Origin of the sequence: Paenibacillus sp. A3 (genome assembly GCF_001399685.1) — a bacterium.
Lineage (GTDB): Bacteria > Bacillota > Bacilli > Paenibacillales > NBRC-103111 > Paenibacillus_G.
The window spans coordinates 1-15875 of the sequence record NZ_JTHN01000199.1; the positions used below are offsets into that span (position 1 = coordinate 1).

At 53.1% G+C, this 15875-nt stretch carries 14 protein-coding genes, 7 tRNA genes and 1 rRNA gene; 17 read left to right on the top strand and 5 right to left on the bottom strand.

Annotated features, from left to right (window positions below; translation table 11 throughout):
- Positions 1-280: 280 nt before the first annotated feature.
- The 10 genes from rrf (at position 281) to QJ48_RS27360 (ending at position 4185) form a co-directional block, all read left to right on the top strand.
- Positions 281-397, top strand: a 5S ribosomal RNA gene (gene rrf, locus QJ48_RS27315).
- Between the two features lie 43 nt (positions 398-440).
- Positions 441-516 (top strand) — tRNA-Phe (locus QJ48_RS27320).
- Positions 517-533: 17 nt separating this feature from the next.
- Positions 534-619, top strand: a tRNA-Tyr gene (locus tag QJ48_RS27325).
- A gap of 13 nt (positions 620-632) precedes the next feature.
- Positions 633-705: transfer RNA gene (locus tag QJ48_RS27330), tRNA-Lys, on the top strand.
- An 8-nt stretch (positions 706-713) separates the two neighbouring features.
- A tRNA-Leu gene (locus tag QJ48_RS27335) sits at positions 714-799 on the top strand.
- Between the two features lie 11 nt (positions 800-810).
- Positions 811-894 (top strand) — tRNA-Leu (locus QJ48_RS27340).
- Positions 895-901: 7 nt separating this feature from the next.
- Positions 902-976, top strand: a tRNA-Gly gene (locus QJ48_RS27345).
- Between the two features lie 17 nt (positions 977-993).
- Positions 994-1067: transfer RNA gene (locus tag QJ48_RS27350), tRNA-Arg, on the top strand.
- Positions 1068-1502: 435 nt separating this feature from the next.
- A complete protein-coding gene (locus QJ48_RS27355; RefSeq protein WP_054976553.1) occupies positions 1503-2222 on the top strand; it encodes a thioesterase II family protein in 720 nt (239 codons plus the stop codon).
- Between the two features lie 490 nt (positions 2223-2712).
- Positions 2713-4185, top strand: a complete 1473-nt coding sequence (locus tag QJ48_RS27360) for an amino acid permease (RefSeq protein WP_054976554.1) — start codon at positions 2713-2715, stop codon at positions 4183-4185.
- A 47-nt stretch (positions 4186-4232) separates the two neighbouring features.
- Here QJ48_RS27360 and QJ48_RS27365 read toward each other — a convergent pair whose 3' ends face one another.
- The 4 genes from QJ48_RS27365 to QJ48_RS27380 form a co-directional block, all read right to left on the bottom strand.
- Positions 4233-5540, bottom strand: a complete 1308-nt coding sequence (locus tag QJ48_RS27365) for a dicarboxylate/amino acid:cation symporter (protein WP_054976555.1) — start codon at positions 5538-5540, stop codon at positions 4233-4235.
- Positions 5541-5686: 146 nt separating this feature from the next.
- The gene (locus QJ48_RS27370; protein WP_082420701.1) at positions 5687-6433 is read right to left on the bottom strand and encodes a response regulator; all 747 of its coding nucleotides are present in this window, start codon (positions 6431-6433) and stop codon (positions 5687-5689) included.
- Between the two features lie 57 nt (positions 6434-6490).
- Entirely contained in the window at positions 6491-8071 is a 1581-nt protein-coding gene (locus QJ48_RS27375) for a sensor histidine kinase (RefSeq protein WP_054976566.1), read from the bottom strand.
- A 141-nt stretch (positions 8072-8212) separates the two neighbouring features.
- On the bottom strand, positions 8213-8677 hold the full coding sequence (locus tag QJ48_RS27380) for a hypothetical protein (protein WP_054976556.1): 465 nt from the start codon (positions 8675-8677) through the stop codon (positions 8213-8215).
- Positions 8678-8836: 159 nt separating this feature from the next.
- Here QJ48_RS27380 and QJ48_RS27385 point away from each other — a divergent pair, with 159 nt between their 5' ends.
- Positions 8837-9895, top strand: a complete 1059-nt coding sequence (locus QJ48_RS27385; RefSeq protein WP_054976557.1) for a TRAP transporter substrate-binding protein — start codon at positions 8837-8839, stop codon at positions 9893-9895.
- Positions 9896-9916: 21 nt separating this feature from the next.
- Here the strand turns inward: QJ48_RS27385 and QJ48_RS27390 are convergent, their stop codons facing one another.
- Complete coding sequence (locus QJ48_RS27390; protein WP_054976558.1) at positions 9917-10633, bottom strand: 3D domain-containing protein; 717 nt, start codon at positions 10631-10633, stop codon at positions 9917-9919.
- Positions 10634-10841: 208 nt separating this feature from the next.
- Between QJ48_RS27390 and QJ48_RS27395 the strand changes: the two genes are divergently transcribed.
- From QJ48_RS27395 to QJ48_RS27420, 6 genes are all read left to right on the top strand, one after another.
- On the top strand, positions 10842-11657 hold the full coding sequence (locus tag QJ48_RS27395) for a uroporphyrinogen-III synthase (RefSeq protein WP_054976559.1): 816 nt from the start codon (positions 10842-10844) through the stop codon (positions 11655-11657).
- Between the two features lie 96 nt (positions 11658-11753).
- A complete protein-coding gene (locus tag QJ48_RS27400; protein WP_054976560.1) occupies positions 11754-12677 on the top strand; it encodes an ABC transporter ATP-binding protein in 924 nt (307 codons plus the stop codon).
- Entirely contained in the window at positions 12670-13443 is a 774-nt protein-coding gene (locus tag QJ48_RS27405; protein WP_054976561.1) for an ABC transporter permease, read from the top strand. Before QJ48_RS27400 ends, QJ48_RS27405 begins: the two co-directional genes overlap by 8 nt.
- Before the next feature lie 123 nt (positions 13444-13566).
- Positions 13567-14367: a lipid II flippase Amj family protein gene (locus QJ48_RS27410; RefSeq protein ID WP_054976562.1), complete on the top strand. Its 801-nt coding sequence runs from the start codon at positions 13567-13569 to the stop codon at positions 14365-14367.
- Between the two features lie 171 nt (positions 14368-14538).
- Positions 14539-15312, top strand: a complete 774-nt coding sequence (phnC, locus tag QJ48_RS27415) for a phosphonate ABC transporter ATP-binding protein (protein WP_054976563.1) — start codon at positions 14539-14541, stop codon at positions 15310-15312.
- Positions 15309-15875: ABC transporter permease (locus QJ48_RS27420; protein WP_054976564.1), on the top strand; the 567-nt coding region annotated here is incomplete at its 3' end. The genes phnC and QJ48_RS27420, both read left to right, overlap by 4 nt.

The following is a 15875-nucleotide window of genomic DNA, read 5'->3' on the forward strand; positions in this document are numbered from 1 at the left end:
GGTCGAGGGCTTATCCAAATAAGTCTTCCGAAGATCTCTTTGGAAGCGACTAAGGTTTGGTTACCAGTGAAGATATATCTTTTAGGAGCGACTTTTGACGAAGTCAACGGAGCGAGAAAAGATATATCGGAACGCTTTGTTTCGATCCAGTTTTCAGGGCGCAAATCCTGAGCTGCACATCCTTTCTAAGGATGGATATTTTCTCGCAGCAATTTCGGAGCAGTAACGCTTCGAAAAATCCAAGCTTCCGTAGCGAGTTTCGCTGCGCGAAACTTTTAGGTTTGGTGATGATGGCGGAAGGGAACCACGCGTACCCATCCCGAACACGACCGTTAAGCCTTCCAGCGCCGATGGTACTTGGACCGCAGGGTCCTGGGAGAGTAGGACGTCGCCAAGCAAGCCCACCAAGGGTGGGCTTTTCTTATGAATAAGATAGGCCCGGCTCGGTAGCTCAGTCGGTAGAGCAGAGGACTGAAAATCCTCGTGTCGGCGGTTCGATTCCGTCCCGAGCCACCATGCTTTATAAGCAACACGGAGGCTTAGCGAAGTGGCCAAACGCAGCAGACTGTAAATCTGTTCTCTGACGAGTTCGGTGGTTCGAATCCATCAGCCTCCACCAGTTTTTAGAATATGAGCCATTAGCTCAGTTGGTAGAGCACCTGACTTTTAATCAGGGTGTCGTAGGTTCGAGTCCTACATGGCTCACGTTATATGCGGTTGTGGTGGAATGGCAGACACGCTATCTTGAGGGGGTAGTGGGCGTACGCTCGTGGAGGTTCGAGTCCTCTCAACCGCACCAAAATCAAATATGCGGTCGTGGCGGAATTGGCAGACGCGCTAGATTCAGGTTCTAGTGGTGTAACAGCCGTGGAGGTTCGAGTCCTCTCGACCGCATCTTTACGCGGAAGTGGCTCAGGGGTAGAGCATCGCCTTGCCAAGGCGAGGGTCGCGGGTTCGAATCCCGTCTTCCGCTCCATTTATTGAAATAATTATGTGCCCTTAGCTCAGCCGGATAGAGCGTTTGACTACGAATCAAAAGGTCGGGAGTTCGAATCTCTCAGGGCACGTACTTACCGCTTTAATGAAGCAAGCTAAAAACCAAGAGCTGTTTTTGAAGAAAGTAGAAATACTTACTTCGAAACAGCTCTTTTTGTCGTTAGGTTTGGCAAAAGATTCTGAAGGACAAGGCTTATAGAATCTTCTGCTTTTTTTCGTTTATGTATTACAAAAACTAAATATACAATACCTATTTTATTTGGTAAAATATAGGTCACTGTAGTTTGTGGATCTATCCATTTTTCTTATGAATTTCTATGCACCACGCACAAAATGGAAGCAAGGGAGGTATGGAGTGAGGATCATATTCGTTTCGACGTTTTTAGTAAAGCGATGATTGATCATCGACAGATGGAGAAGCCGGATTGCCGTCTTATAATATGGCTTGAGCTTTAGCCAAAAGAACGCAAAATATGTTCTATTACACGGATTGGGGTGCTTCTTCAATGAGTAAAATCCAGTTATTTTGTCTGCCTTATGCCGGTGGATCGGCTACGATCTATTCCAAGTGGAAAAGATTATTGAATACGGATATTGAACTGTATCCTGTGGAATTGGCCGGTAGAGGCCGCAGATTTAACGAGTCTCCTTATGCTAATGTAGAACAAGCGATCGAAGATATTTACCGTGAGATCGGCGGAAGGCTCCATGCTCCGTTTGCCTTGTTCGGGCACAGTATGGGAAGCTTGCTGACGTATGAGCTGTGCTGCAAAATTAAGCAGCAAAAGGGCGTGGAGCCGGTGCACATCTTTGCATCCGGGCGCAGAGCGCCGCAGTGTCCGAATGATAGGAAGGTAATGCACCTTCTCCCTGAAGCCGAGTTTATGACAGAAGTTCACCAACTGGGAGGAACACCGCGGGAACTGTTCGAAAACCGGGAATTGGCGGAGATTTTTATGCCGCTTTTAAGAGCGGACTATAAGCTGGTTGAAACCTATGTTTACCATGAAAAAAATGTGAAGTTCGATTGCGGCCTTACTGTATTGAATGGAAAAGAAGACGACATGCTTCCAGAGCATTTGACCGCTTGGAGTGACCATACCAACGGGTCCTTCAAGATTGTCGAGTATGATGGCGGACATTTCTTCATTCACGATCAGACGGAGCCTATTGTTAAGCTGATTAACGAAACATTAAGTATGGTAGCATTGTCATCGGGTAGATAGTACAGGCTCATAGAGGCGGGGATCGTCATCCATTCTGACGGCCCCTTTTCTGCCTTCAGACGAAGAAAAACTATCGGAAAACCTCTCGTATTCTGGCCCCCTAGCAACGCCTCTAGAGTTGAAAGAAGGGCTGTGAGACGCAGATTTAGTATTTAACCTCTAATGATGTGTGCATCCTCCTGTTAAGTCTTCACTCCTTACTTTTCCCAATGCTTACTTAAATATGCGCACTCCACATAAGACGCCGTCAGACACTCGCTTTTCTTATGAGAGAAAGCTGTCAAAAGATAGGACTAGATAAAACGAAACAAAATATGATAGAATGGGAAGGCATATTGTTGAGATTTTATGAATAAACCTAAGAGGACCAAGTAGTCGCATACAGGTTGCGGCTTTTTTTATGCCCTACGAACTAGTTTAGAGCATTGAAAGCGCCATAAAAATTCTTTGATGAGGGTGACCTTAACATTTTTAGAAGGAGTAGCGATCTATGAATTCTACCCGAGTGGACAAATCTTCATCCCCGAATCAGTTGAAAAGAGGGCTGGCGGCCCGGCACATGACGATGATTTCGCTCGGCGGTTCCATCGGTACAGGCCTGTTTCTGGCCAGCGGCGGAGCCATTCATTCGGCCGGTCCCGGCGGAGCGTTCCTTGCGTATTTGATTATCGGCATCATGGTTTATTTTCTGGTGACGAGCCTAGGCGAGATGGCTACTTACATGCCTGTATCGGGGACGTTCAGCACGTACGCGACCCGCTTCGTGGACCCGTCGTTCGGGTTCGCGCTCGGCTGGAACTATTGGTACAACTGGGCGATTACGATAGCCGCCGAGCTGTCGGCAGCGACACTAATCATTAAATTTTGGCTTCCGGATAGTCCTTCTTTTCTCTGGAGCGCGTTGTTTCTTGCCTTGATGGTGGGGCTCAATCTGCTTTCGGTAAAAAGCTATGGGGAGTCGGAGTACTGGTTTGCATTAATTAAGGTCGTCACGATCATCGTGTTCATCGGTATCGGCATTCTGATGATCATCGGCATCTGGTCCAGTGAAGCCGTCGGCTTGCGCAATCTAACGATCGGCGACGCGCCTTTCCACGGAGGGTTCTTGGCTGCGCTCGGTGTATTTATGGCCGCAGGGTTCTCGTTCCAAGGAACGGAGCTGGTAGGGGTAGCCGCCGGGGAGAGTGAAGATCCGCGCCGCAACGTGCCTAAGGCGATCCGTTCGGTTTTCTGGCGCATTCTGTTGTTTTATTTGATTGCCATCGCTGTGATCGGTCTGCTTATTCCGTATACGAACGAAAATTTGGCCAGCGATAACGTGGCGATGAGCCCGTTCACGATGGTATTTGAGAAAGCCGGCCTCAGCATCGCCGCATCGGTGATGAACGCCGTCATTCTTACATCGGTACTGTCAGCAGGGAACTCCGGCATGTACGCGTCGACCCGGATGCTGTGGGTGCTGGCCAAAGAAGGCAAAGCGCCGCGTTTTCTCGCCAAGCTGAGCAAGAGAGGCGTTCCGATTTATGCGCTGCTGGCGACAAGCGCTTTGGGCATGTTCGCTTTCTTGTCCTCTTCGTTCGGCGACGGTGTCGTCTACACTTGGCTGCTGAATGCATCCGGCATGTCGGGCTTTATCGCTTGGCTCGGCATCGCGATAAGCCACTACCGCTTCCGTAAAGCCTATGTCGCTCAAGGCCGCGACATCAACGATCTGCCGTACAAAGCCAAATGGTTTCCGTTTGGGCCGATCTTGGCCGGGGTGCTGTGCGCTATCGTTATCGTCGGTCAGTGTATGGGCGGGATCAAGGACGGTACGATCGATTGGCCCTATTTGTTTGCTTCCTATATCGGTATTCCGCTCTTTTTGGCGATTTGGCTAACGTACAAGTGGAAGCATAAAACGAAGGTTTTGAAGCTGGAAGAATGTGTGTTCGACGAGATTGTTCAGGAAAAGTCGAAATAGGAAATAATGAAACAGCCGCCCCGGCAAGGGACGGCTGTTTTTGTACGTTAATTAGTAGTGAGTGCCTTGGAATCGCCGCTTACATAAACGCCTTCTTCCGTAGAAGGGGATACCGTAATCGTTTGATTGTCGAATTGCTTCTCGCTCTTCGCAATGACGACGGTGGCGACGCTGTTGCCGATCAGGTTCGTAATGGCGCGGGCTTCGGACATGAAACGGTCAACGCCTAGCAGAAGCGCCATGCCTTCCAGCGGGATCACGTTGCCCGGGATCGCGGCAAGTGTAGCCGCTAAGGTAACGAAGCCGGAGCCGGTAACGCCTGCCGCGCCTTTGGAGGTCAGCATCAGCACGCCCAGCAGCGTGGCAATTTGCAGCCATGTCAGCTCAATGCCATAGGCTTGCGCGATAAATAGCGCTGCCATCGATAAGTAAATCGATGTGCCGTCCAGGTTGAACGAGTAGCCGGTGGGGACGACCAGACCGACGACCGACTTGGAGCAGCCGTATTTCTCGAGACGTTCCATCAAGCGCGGCAGCGCCGATTCGGAGGAGGACGTACCAAGCACCAGCAAAATTTCTTCTTTGATGAACTTAATCAGATTGAAGATGCTGAAGCCGTAGAACCGGGCTACTGCGCCGAGAATAACGATGACGAACAGAATCATGGTGATGTATACGGAGCCCATCATTTTGCCAAGGGAGAACAGGGAGGCAATCCCGAATTTCCCGATCGTATAAGCCATGGCGCCGCCGGCGGCAATAGGGGAGAAGCGCATGATCATGGCGACCAGCTTAAAGAAGATGTCGTTCAATTTCTCGAAAAATTGCGTGACGGGTCTCGATTTCTCGCCCAGGGAAGCCATTGCGAGACCGAACATGACGGAGAACAAGAGCACCGGCAGCATGTCTCCTTTGGCAAGTGCACCCACGACGCTGTCCGGAATAACGCTGAGCAGAAAATCCATGAAGCCGTGCGGAGCTTCCGCCGCTTGCTTCGCATATTTTGCTACGTCGGCCGCATTGGCGCCGACTTTGCTGACATCCATGCCTGAACCGGGGCGGACGAGATACATGACGGCAATCCCGATCGCCATGGCAAAGGTCGTGATGATCTCGAAATACAGCAGCGCTTTGCCGCCGATTCGGCCGATTTTTTTCATATCTCCCATATTCGCGAAACCGATTACAATTGTGAAAAAGACGATAGGGGCGATAACCATTTTGATCAGCTTGACGAACATATCACCGAGCACTTTGAGCTGGACCCCAAACGTTGGGAAAAATTGTCCGATCAAGATCCCGAGAACAATGGCAATCAAGACCTGAACCGTAAGGTTTTTGAAGTGGATTTTCATGGAAACTCCCTCATTTCTATAGTGCGTTCTTTTTTCGTGTTTTTATGTTATCGCTTTCATAATGGCTTGTGAATCATTTGGACATATTGGTTGTTTTGGTCTTTTTGGTCTTGGAGAGCACACAAAAAAGCGGACCGCGTTGTTCGTTAACGCGATCCACCGGGCGATGAGGATAATCTGTATTTATTGACGGGGCGGCCGACCCCGTATTGGAGATCGAGACGAACTTGACCGCTCTTCTCCAAATAATCGAGATAGCGTCTGGCTGTCACTCTGGCGATGCCGACGCCTTCGGCGACCTCCTCCGCTGAAAGCGCCATCGATTGCAGGAGTAGAAATTGCACAATCTGCTTGAGGGTTACGGCCTGAAGCCCTTTGGGCAATTCCGCCGGCTCTTCCTTTTGGTCGTCTGGTGAAGAAGCATCCTGCGTTCTTCCGAAAAGCAGCCGGTCCAGCTCGGATTGCGAAGCGGGACGGCCGCTGTCGAGCGCTGCCTTCATCTGCTTGTAATGCTCGAGCGCCTGCTTCACCCGTTCAAATTTAAACGGTTTCATAATGTAATCGACGGCCCCGTTCTGAAGCATCCGCTCGATGGTCCGCATATCGTTGGCTGCGCTGATAATCATAACATCGACGGGGGTTTGATTTCGGCGCAGCTCCAGAAGCGTCTCGATGCCGTCCCGCACCGGCATGAAAATATCGAGGATGACCAGGTCGGGCTGCAGCTCCTTCACCATGCGCAAGCCTTCATCCCCGCTGGAGGCGATGCCGACGACACGAAAGCCTTCCACTCGCTCGACGAATTGACTGTTGACCTCCTGCACCATCGGATCGTCTTCGATCAACAGGACGCGGAGAGCGTCCCGCTTGAATTCGTTCATACCGTCCGTCATATTGCTTGTCATCTCCCTCGCTTTCACTGTAAATGAAGAGCATCGTACTGCAAAAAATTACTGCAGCGGGAACGTGATGATGAATGTCGTTCCTTCTCCCGGAGCCGATTCGATCTGAATCGAGCCCCCGCCTTTCCGCACGATACCGTCGATCAGGTGAAGACCGATTCCGCGTCCGCCGCCGCCTTTGGTCGTAAAGCCGTGCTCGAATATGCGGGTTTTGACGGATTCCTCCATGCCGCAGCCACTGTCCTCGACGAGGACGGAAAGCACCTCGTCATCTTGTTCGAGGCTGATAAAGATGCGTTTGTTCTCCTTGGTTTGATGATGCAATGCGTCAAAAGCGTTTTCCAGGAGGTTGCCGAGCAGAATCACGAAATCGTGATGATCGAGCCGATCGGGGAACCGTTCCAGACGGCTTTGCCGGTCGATCGTCACCTCGATGCCAAGCTCCCGGCCGCGGCTGATCTTGCCGAGCAGCAGACCGGTCAAGCTTTCGTTGTGAATGCGGCTGTCGAGGAACCGGGTCAGCTCTTCTTTTTGCTCGGTCATCTCGAACAAATAATCAAGCGCTTTCTCGTTGCTGCCAAGCTGAATCAAGCCGCCGATCGTATGCAGCTTGTTCATGTATTCGTGGTTTTGCACGCGCAGCGCATCGACGAAGGTCCGGACGCCGGTCAGCTCTTCGGCCATCCGCGTCACTTCCGTCCGGTCTTGAAAAATGGCGACGGCGCCGACGGTTTCCCCGCTTACAGTAATCGGAACCCGATTGCTCATGATCGGCATGTCTTGAATGACCAGCTCTTGATTGAAGATCGGATGATTGAGCTCCAATATTTCGGGAAGCCGCGTATCCGGGAGCACCTCCCAAATCAACTTGCCGACGACGTCGCCCGATACTTTGAGCATTTGTTTCGCCTTTTCGTTGAAAATCGTGATGCGTTCGAACTTATCAATGGCAATGACGCCTTCATGCATCGCGTTGAATGTCGCCGTACGTTCGAGCAGCAGCGCGGCAATTTCGTGCGGTTCCAGCTCGAACATCTGCCGCTTGATATGCTGGGCAAGCTTCCACGACCCCCACAGCCCGAAGAGCAGGGAGATGAACAGCACGACGTAGGCTTGACTCGACAGGTCCAGCAGCACCTGCCCTACGGTCGGCTGGATGCGGCCGACGAGCGCGACGCCGATCTGCGCATGCTCGGCGTTCATAATCGGCACGAAGGCGCGCAGCGCCGTGCCGAGCTCGCCCTCCGCCTTGGACACGTAAGTGTGCTCGGCAAAGGCGGGGCCTTCGTCGGCACCGGACGAAACGGTGCCGATTTTGCTCTCCACCGGATGCGACAGACGCAGCCGGTGCATATCCATCACGACGACGTAGGTCACGTCGTTGATGATGCGAATGCGCTCGGCGGCAAGCTGGATGCCGTCGCGCATTCCGGGGTCCGCAATGCCGGAGACGATCTCCGGCATCTGCGCCACGGTGCGGGCGGTTACAAGCAGCCGCCGCCCAAGCTCTTCCTCTTTCAGCCGGACGATGCTGCCAAGGAGAATCGTTCCTCCGATACAGAGCGAGAACAAAACGATGCCGAACGACAAAATCGCGATTTTCCAGTTGATTTTCAAGCGCTGCAGCATCATCCGTCCCGTCCCCCTTTCTACGATATATTATCATACAACAGGATGCGGCGGATGGAAAACAGAACAGCCCTGTCTTCCGCAACCGGGATGGAGCGGGGACGGGCTGTCGATAAGCGAATACGTATGGAATCGGGAGAATTATCCACCCGGCATCTTCTTTTTCTCTTCCTTCCCTTTGCCTTGCTGCTGCTCCGGGGTTTTATTTTTCTTCTCGGATGATTCTTCCTTCGTCCCGGCTTTGCCTTCCTGCTTGGACTGCTGCTTTTCCTTTTTGCCGCCAGCCCACGGGTTGCCCCCCATACGAACTTTTTCTTGAAATTCGAGCTCCCGCTTCAGCATTTTTTGCCGGTCCTTTTGCAGCTTTTTAAGCTGCTTTTTTTCTTCCTTGCGGATCTTTTCCTGCTGCTCGAACTCGCTTTTTTTTATATCCTGATACATCTTCATCTGCTGCTGAAGTACCGCATCGATCGGTTTATCTTGTTGCTTTTTTTGACTCTGTTGCTTTTGTTGCTGCTCTTGTTTTTTTCCGCCACCGCAGCCCGTCAATACGATCGGCATCAGCAGAAGGCACCAAAGCAGACCCCGTACGAATCTTGCCGGCATCTCGTCTGAAACCTCCTTCGTTTGCGGGAAATCGTCCGCGTTTTCTTTAGTTTAACCGTTTCTTCAAAATTCATGTTTGGCTTGAACGGTCTTCATTGAGTTAGACGGCGACATATGTTATTGTACATCATGATCATGACACTCCGGAGGTGGACGGGCGTGAGGCCTTTGCTCGGAACACTGCTTGTTGTATTAATCGGACTTGCCGCAGCCGTGGCGATCGGTTTTTATCCGGGATTTTCGACCACATCCGACGTGGCGGATGACGAGCAAGAAGGCTTTGACCAAGCATTGGTCATTAAATTTAGCCATGTCGTGGCCGAAAATACGCCCAAAGGTTTGGCAGCTCAAAGGTTTGCCAGACTGGTGTCCGAAAAAACAAACCGACGCGTGAAGGTCGAAGTGTTTCCGAACGCGGTTCTCTATAACGAGACCGATGAAATGGATGCGCTGATGCGCGGCAACGTGCAGATGATCGCCCCTTCGTTTGCCAATCTGTCCGAGCATGTTCCTGCGTGGCTGACGTTCGATCTCCCGTATGCGTTCTTGAGCGATGAAGCGGTACAGGATGCGTTTGACGGCGAGCTTGGAAAGCTGCTGTTCGATAAGCTGGCAAACAAAAATTTGGTCGGCTTGTCCTATTGGGGCAACGGCTTCAAGCAAATGACTTCCAATCGAGGACCATTGATTCGTCCTTCGGATTTCAAAGAACAGCACTTTCGCATTTTGCCCAGCAAAGTGATCGAAGCGCAATTTCGACAATTTGAGGCGAAAACGACCCCTATTCCGTTCAACGAAGTTTACCGCGGTCTGGAGTCGGGCGTCGTAGACGGCGAAGAGAATACGATCTCCAACATCCGTACGAAAAAGTTCTATCAAGTGCAAAAATATATGACCATCAGCAACCACGGATATCTCGGGTATACGGTGCTGATGAACAAATCGTTCTGGGACAAGCTGCCGGGCGATGTGAAGAAGCCCTTGGTAGAGGCGATGCAAGAAACGGCACACTGGGCCAATGAGAATGCGATCGAGATGAACTGGCGCCAGCTTGAAGAGCTGCGCCATCAGGGAGGGCTGCAAATTCACGTTCAGACGCCGGAGGAACGTCGCGAGTGGATGCAGCGATGGGAGCCGATCTACCAGGAATTCGAGGCGACGATCGGAAAAGATGTCATGAGCCGCATTCGCGAGTTGCGGGAAAAGTACGGCGGTTGATGAAGCGATGACGGCGGCAGCTTAGGCCGTACCTTCCAGCACGTATACCTTCACATTTTTCTTCACGCCGAAGTCGCGGGCCTGCTTCACGTCGTCCATGAACAAGTCGATTCGCGTACCGCGGATGGCCGATCCGATATCTTCGGCTTTGCGGACGCCGATACCGTCGATGAAAACGGTCGAGCCCATCGGGATAATCGAAGGATCGACGGCAATCGTACGCCCTTCCTCGGCTTTGCTGCCGCTGTAGGTGATGCCGTATTCGGGATGGGACGGCTTCTTGCCGGTCGATTCGACTCCCGCGGTATAAGCCGTTAGCGTCGAAGTCAGCACCTGCCGGATGATGCCCTCTTGTCCCTCGGGCAGCTCAAGCCCGGCTTGTTCCGATGGAATCTGCAGAAGCTGTCCTGCCTGGAGCGATCCGGGATCGTCGATTCCGTTGATGGCAAGCAGGGTCTGCACGGGGATTCCGAACGATCTGGAGATCCGATAAAGCGTATCGCCCGAGCGTACTTGATAGGAGACAGGGGAAGGCAGCGTCTTCAAGACAGGACTTTCCGTCCGTGCTTCAGCGTCTGCGTCTCTTTGCAATATTGCATCCCATTCCTGGGACGTCATGGTCGTTTCGGCCAGATCCGCCGATGTATGGTAGGCATAGGCGGACCGCTCGGCCGCCGCTCCCAAGGTGACGATGAGAATAAGGCAAATCGTAAGTCTAAAAATACTAGGATTCAACATTTCTTACAACTCCTCCTTTGAAAAAACTAGAGTGATAGTACTAGATTTGCCCGCTGTCCCCGAATTTAAACCGGCAGTTAAAAATTCGTTTCTCCAAATCTATTGATTGAACGTCAATCTTCCAGTATAGTACGAACTATATGTCAGATATTGTGACGCATTGCAGGAATACGCGACCGGCAGAAGGTCCGCAAAAGGGGGCATCGGGATGAGCAGACTTGCAGGAAAACGAATTGCGCTTACAGGACCGAGGAAAGCGGCGGAGCTCAGCGTCATCGTGGAAAAGCTGGGCGGGGTGCCGATTTTGCGGCCGGCCCAAGGAACCGTTGCCGTTGAGCGGGAGCAAGTGGAGGCGGAAATTGCCCGGCTGATCGAGACAGGGATCGATTGGGTGATTCTTACGACAGGGATCGGCACGGAGCTCTTGGTGCAAGCGGCCGAAAGCATGGGTCAAAAGGAAGCGTTCGTTGAAGCGTTGGGCCAGGCCCGAATCGCGGCCAGAGGCTACAAAACGATCAATTATTTGAAAACGTTGGGGCTAACCCCTACCGTTCGGGACGAGGACGGAACGACGGCCAGCTTGATCGCGGCGATGGAGCCTTACGAGCTTCAAGGGCAAAGGGTGGCGCTGCAGCTATACGGCGACAACGCTCCCCGGCTTGTCCAATGGCTGGCTGAGCGGCAGGCGTCGTACCGTGAAATTTTGCCGTATCGTCACGTTCCGCCCGCCTTGGAGGTGGTGGACACGCTGCTGAATGAAATCGTGAGCGGCGCTATTGATGCCGTGACGTTCACCAGCACCCCGCAGGTCCGGTTTTTAATGGCCTATGCCCGGGAGCAGGGGATGGCGGACCGGGTTAAGGATGCTTTTGCGAGCGGTGTCGTCGCCGTTGCGGTAGGCAAAGTGACGGCTGAAGCGCTTCGCGAGGAGGGCATTGCACGGGTCGTTGCTCCGGAGCAGGAGCGGATGGGCAGCATGATCGTCAGCCTGGCCCAGTATTATGAGGAGGCACCCGGGGCGTAGAGCGTCGGCTTATTCCGAAATTTGGTCCGAGATTTCAGGTATGGTATACTTTCCGTGTTAGGAAGGTATGCCCTATTTTTTACATATGGAGGCATTATGGAAGCGACTCCGGTAGTACAACTGCAGCGGGTAACCAAGCGAATCGGCTCCAAAACGATTGTGGACGGGCTGTCCTTCGCCGTGAAGCCCGGTGAAGTGTTCGGTTTTCTCGGACCGAACGGCGCGGGCAAGACGACAACGATTCGGATGATAGTCGGTTTAATGGCCATCACGGACGGCGAAGTGCTGATTCAGGGACACAGCGTGAAAACAAGGTTCGAGCAAGCGATGCTTCATGTCGGCGCGATTGTGGAAAACCCCGAATTTTACGGGTTTATGACCGGGTATCAGAACCTGGTTCATTTTGCCCGGATGATGCCGAATGTCCCAAAGGAACGTATTGACGAAGTGGTTCGGCTGGTGAAGCTGGAGAACCGCATTATGGATAAGGTAAAAACGTATTCGCTCGGCATGCGGCAGCGTCTCGGCGTAGCCCAGGCGATCCTGCACCGTCCGTCGGTGCTCGTGCTTGACGAGCCGACCAACGGTCTGGACCCCGAGGGGATTCGCGAGCTGCGCGATTATTTGCGACGGTTGGCTGCGGAGGAAGGGCTGGCGGTCATCGTTTCGAGCCACTTGCTGTCGGAGATGGAACTGATGTGCGATCGGGTAGCCATCATTCAGAATGGACGGCTGCTCGATGTCCGGTCGTTCAAGGAGGCGCCTTCGGAGACGGAGGCCGTCGAGGTCCGGTTTGAAGTCGACCGTCCCGATGCGGCTCTGGAGCTACTGGGAGAAGCGGAACGCGCGAAAGCGGAAGGTTCGGAGCTTATCGTATGGCTGCCGAACCGGCGCGAAGCGACCGCCGAGCTTAACGCCCGCTTCGTTGCGGCGGGAATCCGGGTTTACGGCATCCGGACGCTGACCAAAACGCTCGAGGAGCAGTTCCTCGAAGTGACGGGAGGGAACCGGATTGTCTAGCGTATTTCGCCTCATACAGAACGAACAGATGAAAATATATACCCGCCTGCGGACGTGGATCATGCTTGCTTTTGTCGTCTTGGCGGTCATTTCGATGGGCGCGATGATGAAATATGTCCTCGAATCGGGGATGAATCACGTTTTTCAGTTCATGAGCTATACGGTGAGTCTGGCCCCGCTCGTCACGATTTTTTCCGTCATTGTGGCGGGCGACAGCGTAGCTTCCGAATTTACGTGGGGCACGGTGAAGCTGCTGCTGATCCGTCCGGCCTCCCGCGGCAAAATTTTATGGGCCAAGTATGTATCCGTGCTGCTGTTCATTACTGAGCTGCTGCTGCTTATGCTGATCATCTCTTACTTTACGGGGCTCGTGCTATTCGGCGTCAGCGGTGCGGTTACGCCCGACGAGACGCTGCCGGCCATCCTTCAACGATATGGAATCAAAGCGATAGAGATCGTGATGACGGCGACGCTGGCTTTTATGATTTCGACCGTGTTCCGGAGCAGCTCGCTGGCAATCGGACTTTCCATTTTCCTGATGTTTGTGTCCGGACCGATTGTAGCCGTTTTGGTGCAGCTCCGGTATGCCTGGGTTAAATATTTGTTGTTCGCCAATACGGATTTGACTCCGTATTTCCACGGCGGCAAGCCCGTATTCCCCGGGATGACGCTCGGCTTCTCTCTGGCCGTTCTGGCCGCTTATTGGATTGTATTCTATGCCGTTTCCTGGCTGCTATTTACGAAGAGGGACGTCGCAGGCAGCTAGCAGGCGATCAAGAGACGTCATTCAACCGACAAATCACTGCAAACGCGACAGCCGTCTTTGTTCTTGCGAATCAAGCGTGCGGTCGCGTTTTTGGCTTGTCTGCAAAACGAAGGAGGGGGAAGCATGGTCGGATCGGTATGGCTCGTATTTGCGCTGACCTTGATCATTCACGGCGTGGAAACGCTATCTTATGCGATAAGGCTGGCCGGCATCCGAACGGGGAAGCTGGCGGTCGCCTTGTCGCTCACGGGCATCATCGTTCTGATCTCCAGAACTTCGAACATGCTGCAAGGCACGTTATTCGGCAATCTGATCGATAAAGCGAAGAATGACCCGGACATTGCGCTCGGGTTTCAATTTCATCTGATTTTGATCGGGGCTTCCGTCGGGACGCTGGTGGCGCTTCTCGTTTTTCCGACGATGGTGTTCGTGGCCGCGCGGCTGATCGCCCGGCTTGAGGTCGTCGGATCACTGCCGGTCCTGATCCGGGAGTCCGTGACGATCGACAAGCTGAAATCGGTCAAGCGCGTATTTCGTCTGCCCCGTCTGGAGATGCTCAGCCGGCTGCGTGTCGGCGGAATTCCGAAGCGGCTTTTGCTCATGAACACCTTGGTCACGGGCATCTACACGGTCGGCGTATTATCCGCGCTGTATGCTTCTTATCTCGTTCCCGAGAATGGGACAAGCGCCGCGCAATCCTCGGGTCTGATCAACGGGATTGCCACCATCCTGCTGACCATCTTCATCGATCCGCGAGTAGCGCTGCTGTCCGATAAGGCGATGTCCGGCAAGGTAAAGCAGGCGGAGCTGCATAAAATGTTCGGCATCCTGATGCTATCGCGGCTGGCCGGCACCTTGCTCGCCCAGCTTTTGCTCCTGCCGGGAGCGAAGATGATTGCGTTCATTTGCGGGCTGTTATTTTAAAATCGCAGCGACTTCTATTCTTTGACAGTCTAGGAGTCAAGTCCTGCCGGTAAGAAGTGTTAAGCTTTCATTAATCTGGTCATTTGAGGCGTATCGGAAGAGGAAAACCGCGATTCATGTCGAATTAAAAGCTGTCAGTTTAAATTAGTTAAAGGGGACTTTCATTAGACTATGATTGAATTCCAGAATGTGTCCAAGGTATATCCGAACGGAACCGTAGGTCTCAAAAATATTAATTTGACCATGGACAAAGGCGAATTTATTGTAATCGTCGGTCTCTCGGGAGCGGGAAAATCGACGCTGCTGCGCTCGATCAACCGACTGCATGAAATAACCGACGGCCAAATTCTCATCGACGGGCGTTCAATTACGGCGGCAAAGGGAGCCCAGCTTCGGAATTTGCGCCGCGATATCGGCATGATTTTTCAAAATTTCAACTTAGTCAAACGTTCCTCCGTTCTTCGCAACGTTCTCTCCGGCCGTGTGGGCTATCATTCGACGCTGCGGACGCTGCTCGGGCTGTTCCCGAAACATGACGTAGAGCTTGCGCTCCAAGCGCTTGAACGCGTAAATATCCGGGAGAAGGCATATGCCCGTGCGGACGAACTGTCCGGCGGACAGCAGCAGCGCGTCTCGATCGCCAGAGCGCTTGCCCAGGAAGCAAAAATCATTCTGGCGGACGAGCCGGTCGCTTCGCTGGACCCGTTGACGACGCGCCAAGTGATGGACGACTTGAAACGGATCAATCAGGAGCTCGGCATCACGACCGTGGTTAACCTTCATTTTATCGACTTGGCGCGGGAATACGCGACCCGCATTATCGGTCTGCGCGCAGGGGAGGTCGTATTCGACGGTCCGGTATCCGAAGCGACGGACGAGGCCTTCTCGGGTATTTACGGACGCGCGATCAAGAAGGACGAGCTTCTGGGGGTGGAGGCGGAATGACCGGGCCCGAACGCCGCGACATCCTGAAAAAGCCGTCGAATACGAAGTCTTATATAACGACGTTAGTCCTGATCTTTCTGTTATGGTGGAGCGCCGATAATACCGACTCCAGTATTGCCAAGCTGATCGAAGGCTTTCCGGAAATGGGCAAGCTGCTCGTGGAGATGGTTCCCCCCGACTGGAGCTATATCGATGTCGTCTGGAAGCCGATGGTCGAAACGATACAAATGGCGGTGATCGGCACGACGCTCGGCGGGCTGGTCGCGATTCCGATTGCTTTGCTTGCGGCAGGCAACGTAACCCGCAGCCCGTGGATTTATCATCCGGCCCGCATTATTCTCAACTTGATCCGGACGATCCCCGAGCTGCTTTTTGCCGGATTGTTCGTTGCGATCTTCGGCATCGGAGCGATGCCCGGGGTGCTGGCGCTCGCCTTTTTCTCCTTCGGCTTGATCGCCAAGCTGACCTACGAATCGATCGAAGCGATCGATCCGGGCCCTCTGGAAGCGATGACGGCCGTCGGGGCCAACAAGCTGCAATGGATTCATTTTGGCGTCGTGCCG